The organism is Salipiger bermudensis (assembly GCF_019801965.1).
GTDB classification, from domain to species: Bacteria; Pseudomonadota; Alphaproteobacteria; order Rhodobacterales; family Rhodobacteraceae; genus Salipiger; species Salipiger bermudensis_A.
Genome location: NZ_JAHVIA010000002.1, coordinates 410,204 through 434,861, shown reverse-complemented (window position 1 = coordinate 434,861; position 24,658 = coordinate 410,204). Strand labels below are relative to the sequence as shown.

Genomic DNA, 24,658 nt, shown 5'->3' with positions numbered 1-24,658 from the left:
ACTATGACGACCGAAGTGCGCGTCCCCACGCTCGGGGAATCCGTGACCGAGGCAACGGTGGCCACCTGGTTCAAGAAGCCTGGCGACAGCGTTGACGTGGACGAGATGCTCTGCGAGCTGGAAACCGACAAGGTGACCGTCGAGGTCCCCTCGCCGGTGGCCGGCACGCTCGAGGACATCGTCGCCAACGAAGGCGACACCGTCGGCGTCGATGCCCTTCTCGCCAACATCGCCCCGGCGGGCGAGGCCGGCTCCACCGAGGTCGAGCCGCGCCCCTCCGCTGCCAAACCCGAAGCCGCGCCGGCCTCCGGCGATGCCGCCCCGGTCGACGTGATGGTCCCGACCCTGGGCGAGTCGGTCTCCGAGGCCACCGTCTCGACCTGGTTCAAGAAGGTCGGTGACAGCGTCGAGCAGGACGAGATGCTCTGCGAGCTCGAGACCGACAAGGTCTCCGTCGAGGTGCCCGCCCCGGCCTCCGGCACGCTCACCGAGATCCTCGCCGAGGAAGGCGCCACGGTGGAAGCCGGCGGCAAGCTCGCGGTGATGTCCGGCGGCGCCGGCGGCGCTGCCAAGGGCGCGGTCGAGGCCCCGGCCCCGAGCTCCGCTTCCGCAGCCGAGCCCACCACCTCTGGCCGCGGCGATGTCGAGGACGCGCCCTCGGCCAAGAAGGCGATGGCCGAAGCCGGCCTCGACCCGAAAAACGTCAAGGGCACCGGCAAGGATGGCCGCGTGATGAAGGAAGACGTCTCGGCCGCGATCGCCGCCGCCAAGTCGGCTCCGGCCCAGTCCGCCGCTCCGGCGCAGGCGCAGCGCGCGCCCTCCCCGGCCGAGGACGCCGCCCGCGAAGAGCGCGTCAAGATGACCCGCCTGCGCCAGACCATCGCGCGCCGCCTCAAGGACGCGCAGAACACCGCCGCCATGCTCACCACCTACAACGAGGTGGACATGACCGAGGTGATGGCGCTGCGGAAGCAGTACAAGGACCTGTTCGAGAAGAAGCACGGCGCCCGTCTCGGCTTCATGTCCTTCTTCACCAAGGCCTGCGTGCACGCGCTGAAAGAGGTCCCCGAGGTCAACGCCGAGATCGACGGCAACGAGGTGGTCTACAAGAACTTCGTGCACATGGGCATCGCCGCGGGCACCCCGCAGGGCCTCGTGGTGCCGGTGCTGCGCGATGTCGACAGCAAGTCCTTTGCCGAGATCGAGCTCGAGATCGCCGAGAAGGGCAAGCGCGCCCGTGACGGCAAGCTCTCGATGGCCGAGATGCAGGGCGGCACCTTCACCATCTCCAACGGGGGTGTCTACGGCTCGCTGATGTCCTCGCCGATCCTCAACCCGCCGCAGTCGGGCATCCTCGGCATGCACAAGATCCAGGACCGCCCGATGGTCATCAACGGCGAGATCAAGATCCGCCCGATGATGTATCTCGCGCTGAGCTATGATCACCGCATCGTCGACGGCAAGGGCGCCGTGACCTTCCTCGTCCGCGTCAAGGAAGCGCTCGAGGATCCGCGCCGCCTGCTGATGGATCTCTGATCCCGATCCCCGGGCGGGCCCGTCCCGCCCGGGATCTCCTGTCGGAGAAGGTTCATGCCGCGCAGCCCCGCGACCAGATCGATCAGGTCCCCGATGCGGCCGCCGGCCCCGGCCGCCGCTGCCTCCGCCCCCGATGCCTCGCCGGCATCTGCCGCCGCGCTAGCTTCAAGAGTCCGTACAAGATCACTCGACCAACGGAGACCTGAGCATGGCCACGCAGCTACTTCTTCACTTCCCCGGCTTCGACGAAGCCCAGTTCGACAGCGATGCCGAGAACCGCGCCAACGCGGGGCTCACCCTGCTGCAGCGCTGGACCGAGGAGAGCGGCACCGGCCAATGGCTGCTGTTTTCCGTCAACGACCTGCCCAAGGCCAAGAGCTGGCTGGAGAAGACCTCCGCGCTCGGCCACGGCCCCGCCGCCTCTCATGTCCTGAGGACCGCTTGAGCATGAGCCCCGAACTTGCCGCCCTCGCCGCCACCGCCTTCATCCAGCTCGCCGCGGTGCTCTGGTCGCAGCGCGCGCTCGAGGCCGATATCGGCCATGACGGCAATACCGGCACCCGCGAAGGGCTCGACAGCCGCCTCTCCGAGCACACCAAGCGCCTGCGCCGGGCGCTGGCCAACCACACCGAGAATATCGGCCTCTTTGTCACCGCGGTGGTGCTGGTCGAGTTCACCGGTAGCAATGGCTGGATCACCGGCCTCGCCGCATGGGTCTACGTCGCCGCCCGCGCCCTCTACCTGCCGGCCTATGCCTTCGGCTGGGTGCCGTGGCGCTCGGTGATCTTCATGGCGGGCTTCCTCGCCTGCTTCGTCATGATCCTCGCGAGCGTCTTCTGACCATGACCCCCGAGCTCACCGCCCTCACCCTCGCCGCGCTGCTGCAGATCGTCCAGATGGCGATCTTCTCGGTGCTGGCCCAGCGCCAGGTCGGCCGCAAATATGCCGCCTCCCCGCGCGACGAGTCGCGCCAGCTCAAGGGCCGCGCCGGCCGCGCCCAGCGCGCCATGAACAACCATTTCGAAGGGCTCATCCTCTTCACCATCGCGGTCGCCGCCGTCACCTATGCCGACAAGACCTCGGCCCTCACCGTGCTCTGCGCGCTGGCCTATCTCGGCGCCCGCCTGCTCTACATCCCCGCCTACCTGCTCGGCTGGACGCCCTGGCGCTCGCTGATCTGGGCCGTGGGGCTCTTCGCGACCGCCGTCATGCTCGTGGCGGCACTCTTCTGATGAGGCTTCTTCTGGCCTGAAATATCCCGGGGTGAATGCGGCGCAGCCGCAGAGGGGCAGCGCCCCTCCCCGCCTAGACGACAAGGAAAGGACACACCACATGGCACAATACGACGTCATCGTCATCGGCGCGGGTCCCGGCGGCTACGTTGCCGCCATCCGCTGCGCCCAGCTCGGCCTCAAGACCGCCTGCGTCGAGGGCCGCGAGACCCTCGGCGGCACCTGCCTCAACGTGGGCTGCATCCCCTCGAAGGCGTTGCTGCATGCCAGCCACCAGCTGCACGAGGCGGAAGAGAACTTTGCCAAGATGGGCCTCAAGGGCAAGGCGCCCTCGGTCGACTGGAAGCAGATGCTGACCTACAAGGACGACGTCATCGGCCAGAACACCGGCGGCATCGAGTTCCTGTTCAAGAAGAACAAGATCGACTGGCTCAAGGGCTGGGGCTCGATCCCCGAGGCCGGCAAGGTCAAGGTCGGTGACGAGGTCCACGAGGCCAAGAATATCATCATCGCCTCGGGCTCGGCCCCCGCATCGGTGCCCGGCGCCGAGGTCGAGATCGACGAGAAGGTCGTGGTGACCTCGACCGGCGCGCTCGAGCTGCCGAAGATCCCCAAGAAGATGGTGGTGATCGGCGCCGGCGTCATCGGCCTCGAGATGGGCTCGGTCTACAAGCGTCTCGGCTCCGAGGTCACGGTGATCGAATTCCTCGACACCATCACGCCCACGATGGACACCGAGGTGCAGCGCAACTTCAAGAAGATGCTCACCAAGCAGGGGCTCGAGTTCACCCTCGGCGCGGCAGTGTCGAAGGTCGAGACCAAGTCCGGCAAGGCCAAGGTGACCTACAAGCTGCGCAAGGATGACAGCGAGCACACGGTCGACGCCGACGTGGTGCTCGTCGCCACCGGCCGCAAGCCCTACACCGAGGGGCTCGGCCTCGAGGCGCTCGGCATCGAGACCACGAAGGGCGGCCAGATCAAGACTGACAGCCACTGGGCGACCAGCGTCAAGGGCATCTACGCCATCGGCGACGCCATCGAGGGCCCGATGCTGGCCCACAAGGCCGAGGACGAGGGCATGGCCTGCGCCGAGGTCATCGCCGGCAAGCATGGTCACGTGAACTACAACGTGATCCCGAGCGTGATCTACACCCATCCCGAGGTCGCCTCGGTCGGTGCCACCGAGCAGGAACTCAAGGAGTCCGGCAAGGCCTACAAGGTCGGCAAGTTCTCCTTCATGGGCAATGGCCGGGCCAAGGCCGTGTTCGCCGGCGACGGCTTCGTCAAGCTGCTGGCCGACAAGGAAACCGACCGCATCCTCGGCTGCCACATCATCGGCCCGGCGGCCGGCGACCTGATCCACGAGGTCTGCGTGGCGATGGAATACGGCGGCTCCGCCGAGGATCTGGCCCTGACCTGCCACGCCCACCCGACCTTCTCGGAAGCGGTGCGCGAGGCGGCTCTGGCCTGCGGCGACGGCGCCATCCACGCCTGATCCGGCGCTCTCGCCCGAAACGGAGAGGCCCCCGCAGCGCGCTGCGGGGGCCTTTTTTTCGTCGGTGCGCCCCTCATGGGCGGCTCCCTGACACGTTCAGCTGTCGCGACCGGGAACGTAGACCTCGGCCTCGCCGGCACCGGTCGGACCGCCCTCCGGCGGTGCCATGCCCTCGGGCCGCTCACCGCCCGGGGGCGGGCCGCCGGCCGGGCGGCCCATGGCGCCCTCGGTGCTCTCCGCCTGCGGGTCGATCCCCACCACCAGCGCCGCGTCGTAGCGCGCCTTCTGTTCGCGGATGGCGGCATAGGCGCCCTCGCCCGCCTGCTGCGCAATGCCGTCATTGCCATTGGTGGTGTCGCGCTCCGCCGAGCGGTCGTTGTAGGGCGATACCGCGAGATAGAGATACTGGCTCAGCGCATCGGGGAAGAAGATCTGGCTGGTCAGCACAGTGCGCTCGTCGAGATAAACCTTGTAATGGATGTGGGTCGTCCGGCCGCGGTACCAGCCGGGATAGATCGTGTCGAAGCTCACCAGACCGCTGTCATCGCTGATCTGGGTGCCGCGCAGGAAGGTCTCGTCGCTGGTGTCGTTGGTGCCCTCGCTGCCCTGCGTGGCATAGCCCGAGTAATTGCCCTGCGCGTCGCAATGCCAGAGATCGACCCGGGCCTCGGGCACCGGCTGGCAATCCGCCGTCACGACCTGCATCTGCAGCCGCAACGGAACGCCCTCGCGATCCTCGGTAATGTCGGCGCGCATCAGGCGCTCGTCGAGGTAATAGGGCCCCTCGGTGACCTCGGGCATCACCATGCAGACATTCGGCGTCAGCAGCCCCGCCGCGCTGGCCTGCGCCCGCGCCGCGCTCGGAAACACACCGACGCCGGTCGCCACGACCGGAGAGGCGGCGAAACCGGCCAACATGGCGCGGCGGGTGGGACGGGGGCGATCGGCGGACATGGAAACTCCTGAATTATGAAACTCAGAGGTTCAACGTGGCCGCCCCCGGTCTCCGTTCCCGGGTTCCGAAAATAATTTGCGCACTCACCAAAGTGTGTTGCGCGCCCGCTCCGGATAATCGCGTTCCCAGGCGCCGGCCTCGATCTCGCCGCTGGTCATCTCGGCGAGGATCTCGCCGAGGCTCGGCGTCGCGTCGCTGTCATCGCGGCCCCAGAGCCCCGAGCGCAGCAGCGCCTTGGGGCATTGCGCGTAGACCTCGGCGATCTCGATCACCGCAACCGTGGCCGGCAGCATCGACTTGCGGCGGAACCGCTCGCGCAGCGCCTCGTCATCGGTGAGCCACGCGGTGCCGTTGACGCGCACCACCACGTTGTCGCCGGGCACCATGAACATCAGCGAGATGCGCCCGTCGGTGACGATGTTGCGCAGGCTGTCGAGCCGGTTGTTGCCGCGCCAGTCGGGCAGCGCCAGCGTGCCCGGGTCAAGCTCGAGCACCACCGGGCCGTCATCGCCGCGCGGGGTGCCGTCGGTGCCATCGGGGCCGACGGTCGAGACCACGCAGAACCGCGCCGCCCCGATCCAGCGCCGGTAGGCCGGGGTCAGCCGCTGCGCCACCTTGCGCAGCGCCGGGGCCGAGGGCGCGCCGTAGAGCGCCTCGAGCGCCGCGACGTCCTCAATCCTGCGCATGCGGCACCGCCTCGTGATGCAGCGCCTCGCTGGCGGTCTCCACCTCCTGCTCGAGCCGGGCGAGGAAGGCGTGCTTCGAGAGCCCCGGCTCAATCACCGGCAGGAACTCGACCACGGCGGTGCCGGGCTTGCGGTAAATGCCCTTGCGCGGCCAGAACAGCCCCACATTGGTGGCCGCCGGGACGCAGGGCTGGCCGGTTTGCTGGTAGAGCAGCGCCGCGCCGACCTTGTAGGGCGCCTTGACGCCGGGGGCGACGCGGGTGCCCTGCGGGTAGATGATTAGCTGGCCGGGCTCGATCGTGCCGCGATCGACATCCTTGAGCATCTTGCTGATCGCCGCGCCGCGCTTGCCGCGATTGACCGGCACGCAGCCGATGCGCATCGCGTATTGCCCGAGCACCGGTGCCCAGAGCAGCTCGCGCTTCATGATGAACTTGCCCGCCGGCACCGCGCCGAAGATCAGGATGATGTCGAGGAAGCTCTGGTGCTTCGACGCGATGATGACCTCGCCCCGCGGCGGCGTGCCGCGCACCTCGGTCTTCAGCCCGACCATCCAGGCGGCGGTCCAGCGCACCCAGCGACACCAGGTCAGGCAGGCGGCGCGGGCGCCGTTGCGTGAGACCATCGCCCACGGGAAGAACAGGAGGCCGATCACCGCCATCCCGCCATAGATCGCCACCAGGAACACCAGCGAGCGCAGCCATTGCAGCGCGTAAGCCATCAGCTCAATCCTCCAAGAACGCGGCGCGCGGCCACCGCCGTCGATGCAAAGGCCACCGCCGCCGAGAGCACCGGCACCAGCACCGGCAGCGCCCAGTGCCAGCCGCGGAAGCTCAGCCCGGTCAGAAAACCCGCGGTCTCGCCGCCGCTCGGCAGCAGCGCCACGGCCGCGACTCCGAGCACCGTGCCGACGGCGGCGCCGCTCAGGGCGCGCAGGGTGAAGCGGCGCACGAACGCGCGCGCGATATAGGCATCCGTGGCGCCGACGAGCCGCAGCACCGCGATGACCTGGGCATTGGCCGCGAGCGCCGCGTTGGCGGCCAGCGTCACCATCGCGCCCACCGCCGCCGCGATGAGCAAGCCCGAGAGCCAGCCCAGCAATTTCAGCCGCGCCGCCGCCGCCACCAGCGGCTTGCGCCAGCGCGCGTGATCGTCGAGCACCGCGCCGGGCACCTCGGCCTGCAGCCGCAGGCGCAGGCCGGCAGCGTCGTAGCCCTCGGGGGTTTCGGTCACCTCGATGAGCTGCGGCACCGGAAGCTCCGTCACCGGCAGGTCGGGCCCGAACCACGGCTCGAGCAGCGCCTGCTGCTCGGCCTCGCTCAGCGCCCGCGCCGAGGCCACGCCCGGGGTTTGCTGCAGCAGCCGCAGCGCCGCCTCGGTCTGGGTCGCGACCTGCCCCGAGGGCGCCGAGATCCGCACCGTCGAGGCGCGCGCCAGCTCCTCGCCCCAGCTGGTTGCCAGCCGCCCGGCGGCCAGCGAAAGCGCCAGCGCGAAGACCGCGAGAAAGGCCATCGCGGCGGCGACGAAGACCGTCAGCCGGGCGGTGAAGCCGGTCGGCGGCACCACACGGTCGCCGGCCTTGTCACCGCGACCGAGGGCGCGCAGCGTGTCGAGCGACACCTTCACAGGTCGACCCCCGCCGATTGCAGCTTGCGATTGACGATGCGCAGCACCCGCGCCTGCACTTGACTCTTGGCGGCACGGATCAGCTGCAGGTCATGCGTCGCGATCAACACGGTGACGCCCATCCGGTTGAGCTCAACCAGCAGCCGCAGCAGCCGCTGCGACATCTCCCAGTCGACATTGCCGGTCGGCTCGTCGGCCAGCACCACCTCGGGCGAGGAGATCACCGCGCGGGCGAGCGCGGCGCGCTGACGCTCGCCGCCCGAGAGCTCTGGCGGCAGCGCGTTGGCACGCGAGGTCAACCCGACCCATCCGAGGAGCTCGCGCAGGTTCTGATCCTGCGGCGAGATCGGCTCACCGGCGACCGTCAGCGGCAGGGCGACATTCTCGGCGAGCGAGAGATGATCGAGGAACTGGCAATCCTGATGCACCACGCCGATGCGGCGCCGGCTCATGGCGACGGCGTCGCGGTCCATCTCGCGCACATCGGTGCCAAAGAGCCGCGCTTGCCCCGCGGTCGGGCGCAGCGCGCCGTAGCAGAGCTTGAGCAGCGTCGTCTTGCCGGTGCCCGAGGGGCCGGTCAGGAAATGGAAGGAGCCGGGCGCAAGCTGGAGCGACAGCTCGGAGAGGAGCTCCCCGCCGCCATAGCTGTAGGCCACATTGTCGAGCTCGATCACGCCTGTTCCACCATCCCGAAATCAGGCCCTGTTGTGCATGAGCCGCGGCGCATATGCAATCCGCCGGGGTTTGGGAAAAGAGGCTTTCACGACTTGGGGCGGTAACTTATTGTGATCCAACAAGGACCAGCAGACCCTTGGCAGGATATGGGGACCAGATGCGGCTGATATGCCCGAATTGCGGCGCGCAATACGAAGTACCGACCAATGTCATTCCCGAAGGCGGGCGCGACGTTCAGTGCTCGAATTGCGGCCACACCTGGTTCCAGGCCCATCCCGACGATGACGCCGAACTGGCGCAGGAGCTTGGCCGCCCGGTTGCCGAGGACGATTGGCAGCCCGGGCCGGAGGCAGCGCCCGCCGCCACAGTCGAGCCGGACGACGAGGATGATGCGTTCGACGCGGAGCCCGAAAGCGTGCCTTTCGAGGAAGACAGCCCGGAAGACGCCGCCGAACCGGAGCCCGAAACCGACCCCGCGCCGGAGCCGGAGCCCGTCCCGCGCGCCCGTCCCCGCCGCGAGCTCGACCCGTCGGTCGCAGAGGTTCTCCGTCAGGAGGCCGAGCGCGAAGCCCGCCGCCGGGCGTCGGAAGGCGGAAGCCTCGAGACCCAGACCGAGCTTGGCCTGACCGAGCCGCAACTCTCCGACGAGGATGCGTTGCGTCGCTCGCAGGAGGCGCGCGAGCGCATGGCCCGGATGCGCGGCGACGACGTGCCGGAGGAGGTCGTCGAGAGCGCCGAGACTGCCGCCGCCACGCCGGCCCCGGAGCCGCGCGCAAGGGTCACGCCCGAGGTGGCCGCAGCGGCCGCCGCCGCGAGCTCGCGCCGCGAGCTGCTGCCCGATATCGAGGAGATCAACCAGACCCTGCGCGCCTCCTCGGAGCGCCGCAGCATGGAGACGCCGCAAGGGCGCGCCGCCGTCGAGGAAGAAGACGAGGAGGAGAGCCGCGGCTTCAGCCGGGGCTTCCGGCTGGTGATCGCGCTCGCCATCGTCGCGGTGGCGCTCTACCTGCTGGCCCCGATGATCGCCGATCTGGTCCCCGGCTCGACGCCGCTCCTGGATGCCTATGTCGGACAGATCGACACCGCCCGGCTCTGGCTCGACGGCCAGGTCGGGGCGCTGATGCAGCAGTTCGGCGGCGAGTAACCAACGCTCTCGCAAATTACGGCATGACACGGGCAGGCCGCGCCTTGCGCCTCGCGCCCTGCCCGTGCGCGCCGCCCGGTCGAACGGCCTGCGCGCTAGGATGGCGTCAGCCCCGGCCCTTCCACGGCACCAGCGCCTTCTCGGCCAGCCGCATCAGGATATCGATGCCGAAACCGATGACGCCGATCAGGATGATCCCCATGATCACGATGTCGGTGAGCTGGAACTTCGAGGCCACCATGATCATCATGCCCGCCCCCTTCTCGGCGGCGACCAGCTCGGCGGCGACCACGGTGCCCCAGCACACGCCCATCGCCACCCGCGCGCCGGTGAAGATCTCGGGCAGCGAGTTGGGCACGATGACATGGCGCATGATCTGCGCCTTGGAGGCACCCAGCGAATAGGCGGCGTGGACCTTGGAGATTTTCACCCCCGACACGCCGGAGCGCGCCGCGATGGCCATGATCCAGAGCGCCGCGAGGAACAGCAGGATGATCTTGCCGACCTCGCCGATGCCGGCCCAGATGATCACCAGCGGGATCAGCGCCAGCGGCGGCACCGGGCGCATGAACTCGACGATGGGATCGAACCAGCCGCGGAACCAGTCGCTGAGGCCCATGGCATAGCCCAGCGGGATGCCGATCAGCGCGCCGAAGAAGAAGCCCGCGATGACCCGGAACAGCGACCAGCCGAGATGCTCCCAGAGCGTGCTGTCGCGGTAGCCGTCCTGGGCGATCTCCTTGAGACGCGCCACCACCGCCTCGGGCGGCGGCAGCCAGATCGGCTCCATCTGCCAGCCCTTGCGCGGCTCGAAATTCAGCGTGCCCTTGGGCGACATGCCGACGCGGCCGAACTCGGTGATGACCTCGCCGCCGGGCGCGATGGGCGTGCCGTTGACCGCCACCACGGTGTGGCCGGCATCGCGGCCATACTCGTCGTTGCGGTCGACCCGGATCAGCCCAGAGCGCCAGGCGCCCACGGTGTCGCTGTCATCCTTGGCCCAGCCCTCGCCGGGATCGACCTCTGGCGCTTCGACCTCTTCGCCCACGGGAAAGACCCGGACGGTCACGGTGGCGCTGTCTGGCTCCACGCCCTCGGCCTCGGCGGTGTAGGTGAAGCTCGCATCGCCCACGAAGGGCCCCGGCGCGTGCAGGAAGCCCGGAACCCAGGCGGAGCCGGTGAAGGCGCCCCAGAGCAGGAAGATGGTCAGCACCGAGACCACGCTGGCGATGCGGTTCGGGCGCACCGCGCTCTCGTCGCCGAAGGTGACGGTCTTGCGGGCGGTGAAATCGCGGGTCGTCTTGTGGACGAAGAGCTTCACGAGGAAGAAAGCCGCCACGAAGATCGCGACATAGATCAGCAGGACGATCATTGCGTCTCCTCGGTGCGGCCCATGATTTCCTCTTCCATGTCCCAGATCATGCCGAGGATCTCCTCGCGGGTGCGGCCGAACTCGGGATGCTTCTTGACCGTGCGCAGATCCTCGCCCACGCCGAGATCAGCGAAAGGCAGGCGGTATTCCTTGTGGATGCGACCCGGGCGCGGCGCCATCACCAAGAGCCGCTCGCCCAGAAGCAGCGCCTCCTCGACCGAGTGGGTGATCAGGATGATGGTCTTGCCGGTCTCCTTCCAGAGCTTCAGCACGAGCGACTGCATCTTCTCGCGGGTCAGCGCGTCGAGTGCGCCGAGGGGTTCGTCCATCAGGATCACGTCGGGATCGTTGGCAAGGCAACGGGCCAGTGCCACGCGCTGCTGCATGCCGCCCGAGAGCTCGTAGACGGCCTTTTCCTTGAAGTCCTTGAGCCCCACCACCTCGAGCAGGTGATCGACAGTGCCGGCCCAGTCACGCTCGCGCTTGCCGGCCATGCGCGGGCCGAAGGCGACGTTCTCGCGCACGTTCATCCACTCGAAGAGCGCTCCCTGCTGGAACACCATGCCGCGCTCGGCGGCGGGGCCGGTGACGGTGTGGCCGTTGAGCCGGATCTGGCCCTCGGTGGGGGCGAGAAAGCCCGCCACGATGTTGAGCAGCGTGGTCTTGCCGCAGCCCGAGGGGCCCAGCACCGAGAGCAGCTCGCCCTCGGCCAGATGCAGCGACACGTCCTTCAGCGCCTGCACCGAGCTGCCATTGGGCAGGTCGAAGCGCATGGACAGGTTCTCGATTTCTAATCCGCTCATGGCCCCCGCCTGCCGGTGCGTTGCCGGCGCAAGGGGCCTTGCATGGACCCCTGCCAAAGTCGTTGAAGAGTGTCGGGCGCGGAGCGGCATCGCCCCGCGCCCGCGCGTCTTACATGCCCGAGGCCGCCTCGAGCGGGCCGGTGTTGACCGCGTCGGCATAGCTGTCGAGCGCCGCGTCGATCGAGCCCGCCGCGACGAAGACATCCGCCACGCCCTTCATGAACTCCTGCGCGCCGCCGCCCAGCCACTTCTCGGTGAGCTGATCCTCGACGGTCGGGAAGACGAAGGTGGCCAGCGTCTCGGCGGTGGCATCCTCGTCCATGCCGGCATCCTTTGCGATCACCGGCAGCATCATCGACTGGTTGGCCTCGTCGGCCCACATGGCGTTGGCATCGGCGGTCACCTTGAGGAACTGCGCCACGAGATCCGAGTTCTCGGCCACCCAGCCCGCCGGACCGGAGGTCACGTCGAACACAAGAATGCCCAGCTCTTCCTTCTCTGCGCCGGTCAGCAGCACGTTGCCATGCTCCTTCATGCGGCGCAGCGAGCCGCCCCAGCCGCAGGCCATGTCGACCGAGCCCTGCGCGATGGCCGCGGCACCGTCGGGCGGCGCCATGTCGACGATCTCCATGCCGGAGATATCGACGCCGAAGTGATCCATCTGCTTGAGGAAACCGTAATGCGCGGCGGTGCCCAGCGGCACGGCGACCTTCTTGCCGGCCAGCTCATCGGCGGAGTCCTTGTCGATCTCGAGCGCCTCGGCCACGACGCAATTGTCGTTGTCGGCATAGCTCACCGCCACGTCGAGGATCTGCAGGTCCTGCCCGGCGGAGGCCGCGACGACGAAGGGCGGCACGCCCTGGCTCACCGAGAGCTGCACGTCGCCCGAGGCCATCGCGGCGCTCATCGCGGTGCCGGTGTCGAAGCTCACCCAGTTGATCTCGACGCCCATCGCCTCTTCATAGAGGCCCTCGGCCTTGGCGTATTCGAACGGCATCGGCCATTCGAGGAAATAGCCCACGGTCAGATCCTGCGCGCTGGCGGCGCCGGTCATCAGCGCGGCGGTGGCGGCGCCCGCCATCAGGCCCTTGATTGTCTTCATCATGACTCTCCCTGTCATCCGACCCCTGCTCGTCCGGCGAGGCCTTGTTTGGGGGCGCGCGCGGCAAAACCGGGCACCTCAGGCCAATCCGAGCCGATATTGAGCGGCCAATCAATGGTTTTTCCCGTTAGTCCGCCCGAATATCGTGCATCTGCACAAGCGGAAGGCCCCGCACCGGAATGCCGGGTTTCCCCGCAATCGGCAGCGCGCGCCCCGTCGCGGAGGGCGGCAGGTGTTGCCAGCACCGAATATGTGTGTGCTAACATTCGCGCCAGACGGCCCCGGGGCCGGAATCACGCTTCCCAGGAGACAGGAACAATGGACGGCACGCTCACGCAGAACGATCTCAGCCACGTTGTGGAGGCCGACAAGCGCCACGTGTGGCATCATCTGACGCAGCACAAGCCGTTCGAGACCAGCGACCCGCGCATCATCGTCGAGGGCAAGGGCCTGCGGGTCTGGGACCAGCACGGCCGCGAGCATATCGACGCGGTCTCCGGCGCGGTCTGGACCGTCAACGTGGGCTACGGGCGCAAGTCGATCGTCGATGCGATCTCCGAGCAGCTGATGAAGCTGAACTACTTCGCCGGCGCCGCGGGCTCGGTGCCGGGTGCCCTGTTTGCCGAGAAGCTGATCTCGAAGATGCCGGGCATGAGCCGGGTCTACTACACGAACTCGGGCTCGGAGGCGAACGAGAAGGCCTTCAAGATGGTCCGCCAGATCGCCCACAAGCGCTATGGCGGCAAGAAGAACAAGATCCTCTACCGCGAGCGTGATTACCACGGCTCGACCATCGGTGCGATGTCGGCCGGCGGTCAGGTCGAGCGCAACATGCAGTACGGCCCCTTCGCGCCGGGCTTTGTCTCGGTGCCGCATTGCCTCGAGTACCGCGCCCAGTGGGACCTCTCCGGCGAGGCCTATGGCCAGCGCGCCGCCGACGCCATCGAGGAGGTCATCCTGCGCGAGGGCCCCGACACCGTCGGCGCGCTCTGCCTCGAGCCGGTGACCGCCGGGGGCGGCGTCATCGTGCCGCCGCCGGGCTACTGGGATCGCGTGCAGGAGATCTGCCGCAAGTACGACATCCTGCTGCATATCGACGAGGTCGTCTGCGGCGTGGGCCGGACCGGCACGCATTGGTTCGGCTACCAGCACTATGGCATCGAGCCGGATTTCGTCACCATGGCGAAGGGCGTCGCCTCGGGCTACGCCGCCATCGCCTGCTGCGTCACCTCCGAGCGTGTCTTCGAGATGTTCAAGGACGATGACAGCGATCCGATGAACTACTTCCGCGACATCTCGACCTTTGGCGGCTGCACCGCCGGTCCCGCCGCGGCGCTTGAGAACATGCGCATCATCGAGGACGAGAACCTGCTCGAGAACACCACCAAGATGGGCGAGTACATGCTCGAGAAGCTGGCCGCCCTCGGCGACAAACACGCCGTGGTGGGCGAGGCACGCGGCAAGGGCCTGTTCCTCGGGCTCGAGCTGGTCAGCGACCGCGCCACCAAGGAGCCGGTCTCGGAGAAGCAGATCGGCGCCGTGGTCGGCGCCTGTGCTGCCGCGGGCGTCATCATCGGCGCAACCAACCGCTCGGTGCCGGGGCTGAACAACGTGCTGTGCTTCGCGCCGCCGCTGATCGCCACCAGCGACGACATCGACCAGATCGTCGACGCGGTGGACCAGAGCCTCACCAAGGTCTTCGCCTGAGCGATGACTGACACTCCCCTGAACGATCTCGGACAACCCGTCGGCCAGCCGGTCGACGGGAGCTTTCCCCGCCCGCGCCCGGAGCGCCGCGTCTTCGAGGGCCGCTTCGTGCGGCTCGAGCCGCTGACCGTGGCCCACGCCCCTGCCCTCTTCGAGGCCTTCGCCGAGGACGAGGCCGGGCGGGGCTGGACCTACTTGCCGCGCGGCCCCTTCGCCGACCTGGCGGACGCGACGGACTGGGCCACCGGCGCCGAGGCCAGCGAAGACCCGCTCTATTTCGCCATCTGCACGCCCGAGGGCCAGCCGGTCGGGTTCTGCTCCTACCTGCGCATCGATCCGGCCAACGGCGCGATCGAGGTCGGCTTCATCCACATGTCGCCGCGTCTGCAGAAGACCGCCGGCGCCACCGAGGCGATGTATCTGATGATGGCGCGCGCTTTCGACGAGCTGGGCTACCGCCGCTACGAGTGGAAATGCGACGCCCTCAACATGCCGTCGCGGCGTGCCGCCCAGCGGTATGGCTTCCAATACGAGGGCACCTTCCGGCAAGCGGCGATCATCAAGGGCCGCAACCGCGACACCGCGTGGTTCTCGGTGCTGGACCGGGAATGGCCGGCGCTGAAGGCGCGGTTCGAGCACTGGCTCGCACCGGAGAATTTCGACGAAGACGGCCGCCAGATCGCCAAGCTCGGCGCCGTGGGCTAGCCCGCCTCGCTCATCTCCCTCAGGCGTGCACGCAGCTCGTGCAGCTCGTCGCGCAGGCGGGTGATGTCCTCGACCGGAAGACCGATGCGCTCGCACAGGCGCGTCGGGACTTCCGCCGCCCGCTCACGCAGCGCCTCACCACGGCCCGTCACCTTCACCAGCACCCGGCGTTCGTCCTGACGGTCGCGCTTGCGCCGGATCAGGCCCTGCTGCTCAAGCCGTTTGAGCATCGGCGTGAGGGTGTTTGATTCGAGCTGGAGATCGCGCCCGAGCGCGCCGACGGTGCGCCCGTCTTCAGCCCAAAGCGCCGTCATCACCAGATATTGCGGATAGGTCAGGCCGAGCTCTTCGAGCAGCGTCGCATAGGCCTGCTGCATTGCATGCTGGGCCGAATAGAGCGCAAAGCAGATCATGTCAGGCGGGGTCAATTGCATCAGAAAGTGTTAAATCTCGCTCTGAGAGATCGCAAGAAGGTTGATCCCCTCGTTAACGCTCCCAATTAAGTTGTGTGCGATCAAAGCGCACGTGATCAATCCACCCTGCGCCCCGCGGCAGCGACGCCAACGCCCGTACAGGCGCCAGTCGCCTGCGGGCGCAGGCCGCCGCCAGGCCGGGGCGGAGGCGAAAAAATCAATCAAGTCATTACTTTAAAAAGAAAAGGACCGCGCAAGGCGGTCCTTCTCGAAATCTTCGTCGTCCGGGCTGGGATCAGCCGTTGACGCTGTCCTTGAGAGCCTTCGCGATGGTCATCTTGACCTGCTTGTCGGCTTCTTTCTTGAACTGTTCGCCGGTGGCGGGGTTGCGCACCATGCGCTCCGGGCGTTCGCGGCAGTAGATCTTGCCAACGCCGGGGAGGGTCACCGCGCCGCCTTCGGCGACTTCCTTGGTGATGATCCCGGTGATCGCATCCAGCGCGGTGGAGGCGGTCTTCTTGTCTGCGCCCATCTCCTCGGCCAGAGCGGCCACCAGCTGGGTCTTGGTCATCGGTTTCGCCATTTCATGGTCTCCTTAGCTGCCCGAACGATTGGGCCTCGATACGGGAAAGTAACATCATCTGGAGTTCAAACACAACGATTAGGGGCTATTTGCAAGGGAAAACTGCGCATATAGCGGCAGATCCGTGGCAGCGCCGCCATGTCACAGGAAAGCTGTTTCCTCAAAACTACGCAGCTTGCGGGAGTGCAGGCGCTCCAGCGGCATCCCGCGCAGCCGTTCCATCGCACGTATCCCGATCATCAGGTGACGTGCAACCTGGGTCTTGTAGAAATCGCTCGCCATGCCGGGGAGTTTCAGCTCACCGTGCAGCGGTTTGTCGCTGACGCAGAGCAACGTGCCGTAGGGCACCCGGAAGCGGAAGCCGTTGGCGGCGATGGTCGCGCTCTCCATGTCGAGCGCCACGGCGCGCGATTGGCTGAGCCGCTGCACCGGGCCAGACTGGTCGCGCAACTCCCAGTTGCGGTTGTCGACCGAGGCCACCGTGCCGGTGCGCATGATGCGCTTGAGGTCGTAGCCGTCGAGCTGGGTTTCCTCGGCCACCGCCTGCTCGAGCGCAACCTGGATCTCGGCCAGCGCCGGGATCGGCACCCAGACCGGCAGGTCGTCGTCGAGCACCTTGTCCTCGCGCAGGTAGGCGTGGGCGAGCACGAAATCGCCGAGGCTCTGCGAGCTGCGCAGCCCGGCGCAATGGCCGACCATCAGCCAGGCATGCGGGCGCAGCACGGCGATGTGGTCGGTGGCGGTCTTGGCGTTGGAGGGCCCCACCCCGATATTGACCAGCGTGATACCCGAGCCGTTCTTGCGCTTGAGATGGTAGGTCGGCATCTGCGGCATCTTCAGGCTCGGCGGGATCGAGGCCTCCGGGTCGGTAATCTCGACATTGCCGGTCGAGACGAAGCTGGTGTAGCCGCTCTCGGGGTCGGCAAGCTGCTGGCGGGCATAGGCCTCGAACTCGCTGACATAGAACTGGTAGTTGGTGAACAGAACGTGGTTCTGGAAATGCTGCGGGTCGGTGGCGGTATAATGCGCCAGCCGGGCCAGCGAATAGTCGACGCGCTGCGCGGTGAAGGGCGCCAGCGGCCCGGCGCCATCCTCGGCCGGTTTCGCGACGCCGTTGACGATGTCGTCATTGGTCGAGCTCAGGTCCGGCACATCGAACACATCGCGCAGGATGAAGCGCCCGGCGCCCTCCTGCGGCACGGCCAACTCGGGATAGTTGGCGACGGCGAAATGCACCGGCATCGGCGTCGCCGACAGGCCGATCTGCACCGCCACCTGGTGGTTCTCGAGCAGCAGGGCGATCTGCTGCTTGAGGTAGTGCCGGAAAAGATCGGGCCGGGTGATGCTGGTGGCGTGGGTGCCGGGGGCAGCGACGTGGCCGAAGCTAAGGCGGCTGTCGACCTTGGCATGGGTGCCGGTTGTTATCCGCACCTCCGGGTAGAAGGCGCGCAGCCTGACGCCCGGGTGGCCGTTCGCCATGGCGTCGAGGAAGCGGTCGTGCAGGAAGGTGATCGAGAGCTCGTAGAGCGCGCAGAGCCGGTCGACGGCGGCCTCCGCATCGGTAAAAAGCGCGGGTTCCGGAGCCTCGGGAGACACGATCTCCAGCGGTGCGTGATTGTCCTGCATGCCTGCCTCGTCAGCTTATTTGCGAGGCAAGGTGACACCAAGGCGCGGGGCGTTCAAGCGCTGGTGTGACCGTTAACGTCGGGAGAGGTCTCGGCGAGTGGCCCGTGCAAGGGATGGCAAAGGGCTGCCGCACTCGCCTTGTCCGGTTCGAACCGATCTACGCCAGATACTCCGGGACGGCGCCGCGCCATCGCCTGCCCGTGGGGTGGCGAACTGCGCCTCGAACCTCTTGATTTATCCTGACCGGATTCGAAGGACCTCGACACGCGTCGCCCAACCCCACCAAATCGTCAGCCCGTCGGGGCGGGTCACGGCACCGCCATGCTTCCCGCATCCCCTATGGCGCGCCGTACGGCGCTTGCCTGCAAACGCCTACCGGCAACACATCGCGGATCGCGATGTGCAAAAGGCCGTCTTTGGTCTTGTTTCCGCGCAATCGTGGTTCAAGCCCAGGCTCTTAGGAAGGCCGTCGCGCCCAGCCAAAACACAAAACACCCCGCGGCCTCAGCCACGGGGTGCCCTGTCTCATCGAAGAGGTGCCAGCCTCAGCTGCGCACCAGCTTCTCGTAGGTCTCAGCGATGTCCAGCGTCAGCGCGCCGACCTCGAAATTGTAATCCGCGATCTGCCCGACCGGGGTGACCTCGGCGGCGGTGCCGGTGAGCCAGCACTGCTCGAAGCCCTCGAGTTCCTCGGGCATGATGTGGCGCTCGTGCACCGTGATGCCCTTCTCCTTCAGCAGCCGGATCACCGTCTGACGGGTCAGGCCGTTGAGGAAGCAGTCGGCCAGCGGGGTGTGCACCTCGCCATCTTTCACGAAGAAGATGTTGGCACCGGTCGCCTCGGCGACATAGCCGCGGTAGTCCATGAACAGCGCGTCCGAGCAGCCCTTGGCCTCGGCCTCGTGCTTCGACATGGTGCAGATCATGTAGAGACCCGCCGCCTTGGCATGCACCGGGATGGTCTCCGGCGAGGGCCGTTTCCATTTGGCGATGTCGAGCTTGGCGCCCTTGGTCTTGGCATCGCCGTAATAGTTGCCCCACTCCCATGCGGCCACCGCGAGGCGGACCGGGTTGCGCGACGAGGCCACACCCATGTCCTGACCGGCACCGCGCCACGCCACCGCGCGAACATAGGCGTTGGTAAAGCCGTTGGCCTTCAGCACGGCCTCCTTGGCGGCGTCGATCTCTTCGGCGCTGTAGGGGATCTCGAAATCCAGTTCGCCGGCCGAGAAGCGCAGGCGCTTCGAGTGCTCGTGGCCAAGGAAGATCTTGCCGTTATAGGCCCGCTCGCCTTCGAAAACCGAGCTGGCATAGTGCAGCGCGTGGGTCAGTACGTGCACCTTTGCATCCCGCCACTCCACCAGCTGCCCATCGAGCCAGATCTTTCCGTCGCGGTCGTCATACGCACCTTCCATAGCGAGTCTCCTTCTCGGCGCTTTTCATTTATTGCGCAACTTACGTCCGATGCGGACATATAATTGCGTAAAAACTGCGACTCGCTACCAGTTTGCTATTGGAATGTCAACAAGGCTGACTTAAACTGCCTCAAAAGACGACAGACGGAGGGGGCAGGAATGGCAGACGGTCCGGGCAGTCAGGGGCATGGCGGCGAATTGCTGCTCTATCTCACCGACGAACAGCTGCGGCAGGGCATCGAGGCGATGTTCTTTGCGTATCGGGCGTTTACCGCCGATCCCGACCGCATCCTGCAGGGCCTGCACTATGGCCGCGCGCATCACCGCGCCATCCACTTCATCAACATCGCGCCCGGCACCACGGTCAACAACCTGCTGTCGATCCTCGGCGTCACCAAGCAATCGCTCAATCGTGTCCTGCGCACCCTGATCGAGGACGGGCTGGTGGAAAGCCGGGTCGGACGCGCCGACAAGCGTGAGCGCCACCTGTTCCTGACCGAGGCCGGCGCGGCGCTCGAACACCAGCTCTCCGAGGCGCAACGCGCGCGGATGCGCGCCGCCTACCGGCAGGCCGGCCCTGAGGCCGTCGCGGGCTTCCGCCGGGTGCTCGAGGCGATGATGGATCCCGAAATGCGGCGCCACTACTCCGGTCTGCGCGAGGCCCGGGGATGAGCGATCCCGACGCCCACATCCTGATCGTCGACGATGACGAGCGCATTCGCGGCCTGCTGCAGAAATTCCTGATGCGCAACGGCTTCCTCGTCAGCGCCGCGCGCGATGCCGCCCATGCCCGCCGCCTGCTGACCGGGCTCGAGTTCGACATGATCGTGCTCGACGTGATGATGCCCGGAGAGGACGGCATCTCGCTCACCGCCGCGATCCGCGAGACATCGAGCACCCCGATCATGCTGCTCACCGCCCGCGGCGAGACCGAGGACCGGATCAAGGGGCTCGAGGCCGGGGCCGACGATTACCTCGCCAAGCCCTTCGAGCCCAAGGAGCTTTTGCTGCGGATCAACGCGATCCTGCGGCGCATGCCCGAGACCCCCTCCGAAGACACGGTGCCCAAGCTCATCGGCCTCGGCCCGATCCGCTACGATATCGAGCGCGGCGAGATGTGGAAGGGCGAGGAACTGGTGCGCCTGACCGCCACCGAGAGCCAGCTGATGCGGATCTTTTCGGCCCGCCCGGGCGAGGCGCTGAGCCGGGCGCAGCTGGTTGAGGAGCTGGGCCGCGACAAGGGGCAGGCGCAGGAGCGCGCGGTCGACGTGCAGATCACCCGGCTGCGCCGCAAGATCGAGAGCGACCCGAAGCAGCCGCGCTACCTGCAGACCGTGCGCGGCGCGGGCTACATGCTCACCCCGGACTGACCTCCCGCCGATCCTGAAATTCGCACCTTGTCCCTGCCGGCCAATCGCGGTCTGCTGGGCCGGACCGATGAGGGAGGCTCTGCCATGACTACCGCGCTGATCACCCATGCCGATTGTCTCGAGCATGTCACCCCCGACGGCCACCCCGAGCAGGTGGCCCGGCTCGAACACGTGCTGCACGCGCTCGCGCCGCTCGACCTGCTGCGGCTAAGCGCGCCCGAGGCCAGCGACGCCGATCTCGCCCGCGTCCATCCGCAGCGCTACATCGACCGCATCGCCGGGCTTGCCCCCGAGAGCGGCGAGATCGCGATCGATGAAGACACCTGGATGTCGCCCGGATCGATGCGGGCCGCACGGCGCGGCGCCGGGGCCGCGATCCGCGCCGTCGATGCGGTGATGGCGCGCGAGGCCGGCAATGCCTTCTGCGCCACCCGCCCGCCGGGGCACCATGCCGAGCGCGAGACCCCGATGGGCTTCTGCCTCTTCGGCAACGCCGCGCTGGCGGCCAAATACGCGCTCGATCACCACGGGCTCGAGCGCGTCGCGGTTGTCGATTTCGACGTGCATCACGGCAACGGCACGCAGGACCTGCTCTGGGACGAGCCGCGCGCGCTGTTCATCTCTTCGCAGCAATTCCCGCTCTGGCCCGGCACAGGGGCCACCAGCGAGCGCGGCGCCCATGACAACGTGCTGAACCTCCCCCTGCCCCCGGGCAGCGGCGGCACCGAGATGCACCGCGCCTATACCACCGAGGCCCTGCCCCGCCTGCGAGAGTTCCGCCCTGAGCTGATCGTGATCTCGGCCGGGTTCGACGCCCATCGCGACGACCCGCTGGCGCAGCTGCGCTGGGAGCACGAGGATTTCGCCTGGCTCACCCAGGCGCTCTGCCGGATTGCCGCCGAGCATTGCGAAGGGCGGGTGGTCTCGGTCTTGGAAGGCGGCTATGATCTCGCCGCGCTGGCCGGCTCGGCCCGCGCCCATGTGGAAGAACTGATCGAGGCAGGAAAATGAGCGACACGCCCGTCGAGGAGATGACATTCGAACAGGCCATGGCCGAGCTCGAGCAGGTGGTGGGGCAGCTCGAACGCGGCGAGGTGCCGCTGGAGCAGTCGATCGCGCTCTACGAACGCGGCGCCAAGCTCAAGGCGCGCTGCGAGACCAAACTCAAGGAAGCCGAGGAGAAGGTCGCCCAGATCACCCTCGACGCCGAAGGCCAGCCCGCCGGGCTGAAGGCCGCCGAAGGCCTCTGACCCCCGATGTTCCGCGACAGCCTGGAGGCCGGCGCCCGCGCCGTGGCCGGCCATTTCGATCATGTGCTGAGCGACCTCGCCGATCTGCCGGTGACGGAGGCGATGCGCTACGCCACCGCCGGCGGCAAGGGTCTGCGCGGCTGGCTGGTGCTGGAAGGCGCCCGCCTGCACGACGTTGCGCCGGAGCGCGCGCTCTGGCCGGCCTGCGCCATCGAGGCGATCCACGCCTACAGCTTGGTGCATGACGACCTGCCCTGCATGGACGATGACGACCTGCGCCGCGGGCTGCCGACGGTACACCGCAAGTGGGACGAGGCCACCGCCGTGCTGGCCGGCGACGCGCTGCAGGCGCTTGGCTTCGAGATGGTCTCCGATCCGCGCTGCCACCGCGACGCGGCCGTGCGCGCCGATCTGACCCTGAGCCTCGCCCGCGCCGCCGGCGCCCGCGGCATGGTCCTGGGCCAGGCGCTCGACATGGCCGCAGAGCGTGCCGACACGCCGCTGTCACTCGAGCAGATCACCGCCCTCCAGGATGGCAAGACCGGCGCGCTGATCGCGTGGTCCGCCGAGGCCGGTGCACGGCTGGCGCAGGCCGATCTCGCGCCGCTCTCGGCCTATGCCAAGCGCCTCGGCCTCGCCTTCCAGATCGCCGACGACATCCTCGATGTCGAGGGCGATGCCGCCACCGTCGGCAAGGCGGTGGGCAAGGATGCCGATCGTGGCAAGGCCACCTTCGTGTCGCTGCTCGGGCTCGATGGGGCAAAACAGCGCGCCGGGAGCCTCGTGACCGAGGCCTGCGACGCGCTATCTCCCTATGGCAACCGGGCCGACGCCTTGCGGGAGGCCGCCCGTTTCGTTATTTCCCGCCGGAACTGAGTGTCGAGGGACAGCATGCCTGACAGCCCCCAAACGCCGCTTCTCGACCGGGTCACCACGCCCGCCGATCTCAAGCGCCTTTCCGATGCCGAGCTCGAGCAGCTCGCCCATGAGTTGCGCGACGAGACCGTCGCCGCGGTCTCCGAGACCGGTGGCCATCTCGGCGCCGGCCTCGGCGTGGTCGAACTCACCGTGGCGCTGCACGCGGTGTTCGACACCCCGCGCGACAAGGTGATCTGGGACGTCTCGCACCAGGCCTACCCGCACAAGATCCTCACCGGACGTCGCGACCGCATCCGCACCCTGCGCAAGAAGGGCGGGCTCTCGGGCTTCACCAAGCGCTCCGAGTCGCCCTACGATCCGTTCGGCGCCGGCCACAGCTCGACCTCGATCTCCGCCGCGCTCGGCTTCGCCGTCGCGCGCGATCTCGGCGGTGTCTGCGACACCGGCGCGGGCGATGCCATCGCGGTGATCGGCGACGGCGCGATGAGCGCCGGAATGGCCTACGAGGCGATGAACAACGCGGGCCATCTCGGCAAGCGGCTGATCGTCATCCTCAACGACAACGAGATGTCGATCGCGCCGCCCACCGGCGCGATGTCGTCCTATCTCTCGCGGCTCTATGCGGAGGAGCCGTTCCAGGATCTCAAGGCCGCCGCCAAGGGCGCGGTCTCGCTGCTGCCCGGGCCCTTCCGCGAGGGCGCCAAGCGCGCCAAGGAGATGCTCAAGGGCATGACCGTGGGCGGCACGCTGTTCGAGGAGCTGGGCTTCGACTATCTCGGCCCGCTCGACGGCCACGACCTGCACCAGCTGCTGCCGGTGCTGCGCATGGTGCGCGCCCGCGCCAGCAAGCCGATCCTCCTGCACGTGCTGACCAAGAAGGGCAAGGGCTATGCTCCGGCGGAGGATTCCGCCGATCGCGGTCATGCCCGCGCCAAGTTCGACGTGGCCACCGGCGAGCAGAAGAAGGCGCCCTCCAACGCGCCCTCCTACACCAAGGTCTTCGCCAAGGAGCTGACCCGGCTCGCCGCCGAGGACAGCCGCATCTGCGCGGTGACAGCCGCCATGCCCGACGGCACCGGGCTCGACCTGATGGCCGAGCGCTACCCCTCGCGGGTGTTCGACGTGGGCATCGCGGAGCAGCACGGCGTGACCTTCGCCGCCGGCCTCGCCGCAGGCGGGATGAAGCCGTTCTGCGCCATGTACTCCACCTTCCTGCAGCGCGGCTATGATCAGGTGGTGCATGACGTGGCGATCCAGCGCCTGCCGGTGCGCTTCGCCATCGACCGCGCCGGGCTGGTGGGCGCGGATGGCGCCACCCATGCCGGCGCCTACGACATCGCCTTCATGGCCAACCTGCCGGGCATGGTGGTGATGGCCGCCGCCGACGAGGCCGAGCTCAAGCACATGGTGGCCACCGCCGCCGCGCATGACGACGGCCCCATTGCCTTCCGCTACCCGCGCGGCGAGGGCGAGGGCGTCGAGATGCCCGAGACCGGCGAAATCCTCGAGATCGGCCGCGGCCGCATCATCTCCGAAGGCAGCCGCGTGGCGCTTCTGAGCTTCGGCACGCGGCTTGGCGAGGTCCGCAAGGCTTGCGAGAAGCTCTCGGCGCGAGGCATCACGCCCACCGTGGCCGACGCCCGCTTCGCCAAGCCGCTCGACCGCGACCTGATCCTGCGGCTTGCGGCAGAGCACGAGGCGCTGATCACCATCGAGGAAGGCTCGGTCGGCGGCTTCGGCAGCCACGTGGCGCAGCTGCTCTCCGACGAGGGCGTGTTCGACCACGGACTCCGGTTCCGCTCGATGGTGCTGCCCGACACCTTCATCGACCACGCCAGCCCCGAGGACATGTACGAGACCGCCGGCCTCGACGCGCGCCACATCGAGGAGAAGGTGCTCACCACCCTCGGCGTCGACCTCCTCAGCCGCAAGGCCTGATCCCTGCCTTCGCCTTGCGAGGTGCCGCTCACGCCCGGCCTTCGCGTGGCCGTCGTCCTTGGACGCCTCCGGCGGGAGTATTTTGACGAAGAGAAGCCAGGGGCACAGCGCTCCTGTCTTCTCTGGTTTCCAAATACCTCGGGGGT

Annotated in this window: 26 protein-coding genes; 14 read left to right on the top strand and 12 right to left on the bottom strand. The window is 67.9% G+C overall.

Going from position 1 to position 24,658, the window contains the following annotated elements:
- The first annotated feature begins 3 nt into the window (after positions 1–3).
- The 5 genes from odhB (at position 4) to lpdA (ending at position 4,263) form a co-directional block, all read left to right on the top strand.
- Positions 4–1,536 carry a 2-oxoglutarate dehydrogenase complex dihydrolipoyllysine-residue succinyltransferase gene (odhB, locus tag KUV62_RS06060; RefSeq protein WP_222602775.1) on the top strand — a complete coding sequence of 511 codons (1,533 nt, stop codon included), beginning with the start codon at positions 4–6 and terminating at the stop codon, positions 1,534–1,536.
- Between the two features lie 208 nt (positions 1,537–1,744).
- Positions 1,745–1,981 (top strand): hypothetical protein, encoded by a 237-nt coding sequence (locus KUV62_RS06055; protein WP_222602774.1) that lies wholly within the window; start codon positions 1,745–1,747, stop codon positions 1,979–1,981.
- A gap of 2 nt (positions 1,982–1,983) precedes the next feature.
- On the top strand, positions 1,984–2,376 hold the full coding sequence (locus KUV62_RS06050) for an MAPEG family protein (RefSeq protein ID WP_222602773.1): 393 nt from the start codon (positions 1,984–1,986) through the stop codon (positions 2,374–2,376).
- A 2-nt stretch (positions 2,377–2,378) separates the two neighbouring features.
- Positions 2,379–2,768 carry an MAPEG family protein gene (locus KUV62_RS06045; RefSeq protein WP_222602772.1) on the top strand — a complete coding sequence of 130 codons (390 nt, stop codon included), beginning with the start codon at positions 2,379–2,381 and terminating at the stop codon, positions 2,766–2,768.
- 100 nt (positions 2,769–2,868) lie between these two features.
- The gene (gene lpdA / locus KUV62_RS06040) at positions 2,869–4,263 is read left to right on the top strand and encodes a dihydrolipoyl dehydrogenase (protein ID WP_222602771.1); all 1,395 of its coding nucleotides are present in this window, start codon (positions 2,869–2,871) and stop codon (positions 4,261–4,263) included.
- A gap of 96 nt (positions 4,264–4,359) precedes the next feature.
- On the opposite strand, the gene KUV62_RS06035 is transcribed toward lpdA, so the two are convergent.
- The 5 genes from KUV62_RS06035 to KUV62_RS06015 all read right to left on the bottom strand — a co-directional run bounded on the left by KUV62_RS06035 (position 4,360) and on the right by KUV62_RS06015 (position 8,204).
- Positions 4,360–5,217 carry an intradiol ring-cleavage dioxygenase gene (locus KUV62_RS06035; protein ID WP_261395347.1) on the bottom strand — a complete coding sequence of 286 codons (858 nt, stop codon included), beginning with the start codon at positions 5,215–5,217 and terminating at the stop codon, positions 4,360–4,362.
- Between the two features lie 84 nt (positions 5,218–5,301).
- Positions 5,302–5,904, bottom strand: a complete 603-nt coding sequence (locus KUV62_RS06030) for a pyridoxamine 5'-phosphate oxidase family protein (RefSeq protein WP_222602770.1) — start codon at positions 5,902–5,904, stop codon at positions 5,302–5,304.
- Positions 5,891–6,625: a lysophospholipid acyltransferase family protein gene (locus KUV62_RS06025; RefSeq protein WP_222602769.1), complete on the bottom strand. Its 735-nt coding sequence runs from the start codon at positions 6,623–6,625 to the stop codon at positions 5,891–5,893. The genes KUV62_RS06030 and KUV62_RS06025 overlap by 14 nt, the downstream gene beginning before the upstream one ends.
- Complete coding sequence (locus tag KUV62_RS06020; RefSeq protein ID WP_222602768.1) at positions 6,625–7,530, bottom strand: cell division protein FtsX; 906 nt, start codon at positions 7,528–7,530, stop codon at positions 6,625–6,627. Before KUV62_RS06020 ends, KUV62_RS06025 begins: the two co-directional genes overlap by 1 nt.
- Positions 7,527–8,204, bottom strand: a complete 678-nt coding sequence (locus KUV62_RS06015) for a cell division ATP-binding protein FtsE (RefSeq protein WP_222602767.1) — start codon at positions 8,202–8,204, stop codon at positions 7,527–7,529. Before KUV62_RS06015 ends, KUV62_RS06020 begins: the two co-directional genes overlap by 4 nt.
- Before the next feature lie 158 nt (positions 8,205–8,362).
- Here KUV62_RS06015 and KUV62_RS06010 point away from each other — a divergent pair, with 158 nt between their 5' ends.
- Positions 8,363–9,349: a zinc-ribbon domain-containing protein gene (locus KUV62_RS06010; protein ID WP_222602766.1), complete on the top strand. Its 987-nt coding sequence runs from the start codon at positions 8,363–8,365 to the stop codon at positions 9,347–9,349.
- Positions 9,350–9,455: 106 nt separating this feature from the next.
- On the opposite strand, the gene KUV62_RS06005 is transcribed toward KUV62_RS06010, so the two are convergent.
- From KUV62_RS06005 to KUV62_RS05995, 3 genes are all read right to left on the bottom strand, one after another.
- Positions 9,456–10,721, bottom strand: coding sequence for an ABC transporter permease (locus tag KUV62_RS06005; RefSeq protein WP_222602765.1), 1,266 nt, complete (start codon positions 10,719–10,721; stop codon positions 9,456–9,458).
- The gene (locus tag KUV62_RS06000) at positions 10,718–11,524 is read right to left on the bottom strand and encodes a taurine ABC transporter ATP-binding protein (RefSeq protein ID WP_222602764.1); all 807 of its coding nucleotides are present in this window, start codon (positions 11,522–11,524) and stop codon (positions 10,718–10,720) included. The genes KUV62_RS06005 and KUV62_RS06000 overlap by 4 nt, the downstream gene beginning before the upstream one ends.
- Positions 11,525–11,633: 109 nt before the next feature.
- A complete protein-coding gene (locus tag KUV62_RS05995; protein ID WP_410000835.1) occupies positions 11,634–12,629 on the bottom strand; it encodes an ABC transporter substrate-binding protein in 996 nt (331 codons plus the stop codon).
- 315 nt (positions 12,630–12,944) lie between these two features.
- Here KUV62_RS05995 and KUV62_RS05990 point away from each other — a divergent pair, with 315 nt between their 5' ends.
- On the top strand, positions 12,945–14,333 hold the full coding sequence (locus KUV62_RS05990) for an aspartate aminotransferase family protein (RefSeq protein WP_222602762.1): 1,389 nt from the start codon (positions 12,945–12,947) through the stop codon (positions 14,331–14,333).
- A 3-nt stretch (positions 14,334–14,336) separates the two neighbouring features.
- A complete protein-coding gene (locus tag KUV62_RS05985; RefSeq protein WP_222602761.1) occupies positions 14,337–15,038 on the top strand; it encodes a GNAT family N-acetyltransferase in 702 nt (233 codons plus the stop codon).
- Here the strand turns inward: KUV62_RS05985 and KUV62_RS05980 are convergent.
- From KUV62_RS05980 to KUV62_RS05965, 4 genes are all read right to left on the bottom strand, one after another.
- Positions 15,035–15,472: a MarR family winged helix-turn-helix transcriptional regulator gene (locus tag KUV62_RS05980; protein ID WP_222602760.1), complete on the bottom strand. Its 438-nt coding sequence runs from the start codon at positions 15,470–15,472 to the stop codon at positions 15,035–15,037. The two genes, KUV62_RS05985 and KUV62_RS05980, sit on opposite strands and share 4 nt — an antisense overlap.
- A gap of 274 nt (positions 15,473–15,746) precedes the next feature.
- The gene (locus KUV62_RS05975) at positions 15,747–16,034 is read right to left on the bottom strand and encodes an HU family DNA-binding protein (RefSeq protein ID WP_007793529.1); all 288 of its coding nucleotides are present in this window, start codon (positions 16,032–16,034) and stop codon (positions 15,747–15,749) included.
- Positions 16,035–16,175: 141 nt separating this feature from the next.
- Complete coding sequence (locus KUV62_RS05970; RefSeq protein WP_222602759.1) at positions 16,176–17,660, bottom strand: AMP nucleosidase; 1,485 nt, start codon at positions 17,658–17,660, stop codon at positions 16,176–16,178.
- Between the two features lie 545 nt (positions 17,661–18,205).
- Positions 18,206–19,075: a branched-chain amino acid aminotransferase gene (locus tag KUV62_RS05965; protein WP_222602758.1), complete on the bottom strand. Its 870-nt coding sequence runs from the start codon at positions 19,073–19,075 to the stop codon at positions 18,206–18,208.
- Between the two features lie 159 nt (positions 19,076–19,234).
- Between KUV62_RS05965 and KUV62_RS05960 the strand changes: the two genes are divergently transcribed.
- The 6 genes from KUV62_RS05960 (at position 19,235) to dxs (ending at position 24,512) form a co-directional block, all read left to right on the top strand.
- Positions 19,235–19,747: a MarR family winged helix-turn-helix transcriptional regulator gene (locus KUV62_RS05960; protein ID WP_222602757.1), complete on the top strand. Its 513-nt coding sequence runs from the start codon at positions 19,235–19,237 to the stop codon at positions 19,745–19,747.
- Positions 19,744–20,445: a response regulator gene (locus tag KUV62_RS05955; protein ID WP_222602756.1), complete on the top strand. Its 702-nt coding sequence runs from the start codon at positions 19,744–19,746 to the stop codon at positions 20,443–20,445. Before KUV62_RS05960 ends, KUV62_RS05955 begins: the two co-directional genes overlap by 4 nt.
- Before the next feature lie 84 nt (positions 20,446–20,529).
- Positions 20,530–21,456: a histone deacetylase family protein gene (locus tag KUV62_RS05950; protein ID WP_222602755.1), complete on the top strand. Its 927-nt coding sequence runs from the start codon at positions 20,530–20,532 to the stop codon at positions 21,454–21,456.
- A complete protein-coding gene (locus KUV62_RS05945) occupies positions 21,453–21,695 on the top strand; it encodes an exodeoxyribonuclease VII small subunit (protein ID WP_007793548.1) in 243 nt (80 codons plus the stop codon). The genes KUV62_RS05950 and KUV62_RS05945 overlap by 4 nt, the downstream gene beginning before the upstream one ends.
- Before the next feature lie 6 nt (positions 21,696–21,701).
- On the top strand, positions 21,702–22,571 hold the full coding sequence (locus KUV62_RS05940; RefSeq protein ID WP_222602754.1) for a polyprenyl synthetase family protein: 870 nt from the start codon (positions 21,702–21,704) through the stop codon (positions 22,569–22,571).
- A gap of 15 nt (positions 22,572–22,586) precedes the next feature.
- Positions 22,587–24,512 carry a 1-deoxy-D-xylulose-5-phosphate synthase gene (gene dxs, locus KUV62_RS05935; RefSeq protein ID WP_222602753.1) on the top strand — a complete coding sequence of 642 codons (1,926 nt, stop codon included), beginning with the start codon at positions 22,587–22,589 and terminating at the stop codon, positions 24,510–24,512.
- Positions 24,513–24,658: the final 146 nt, after the last annotated feature.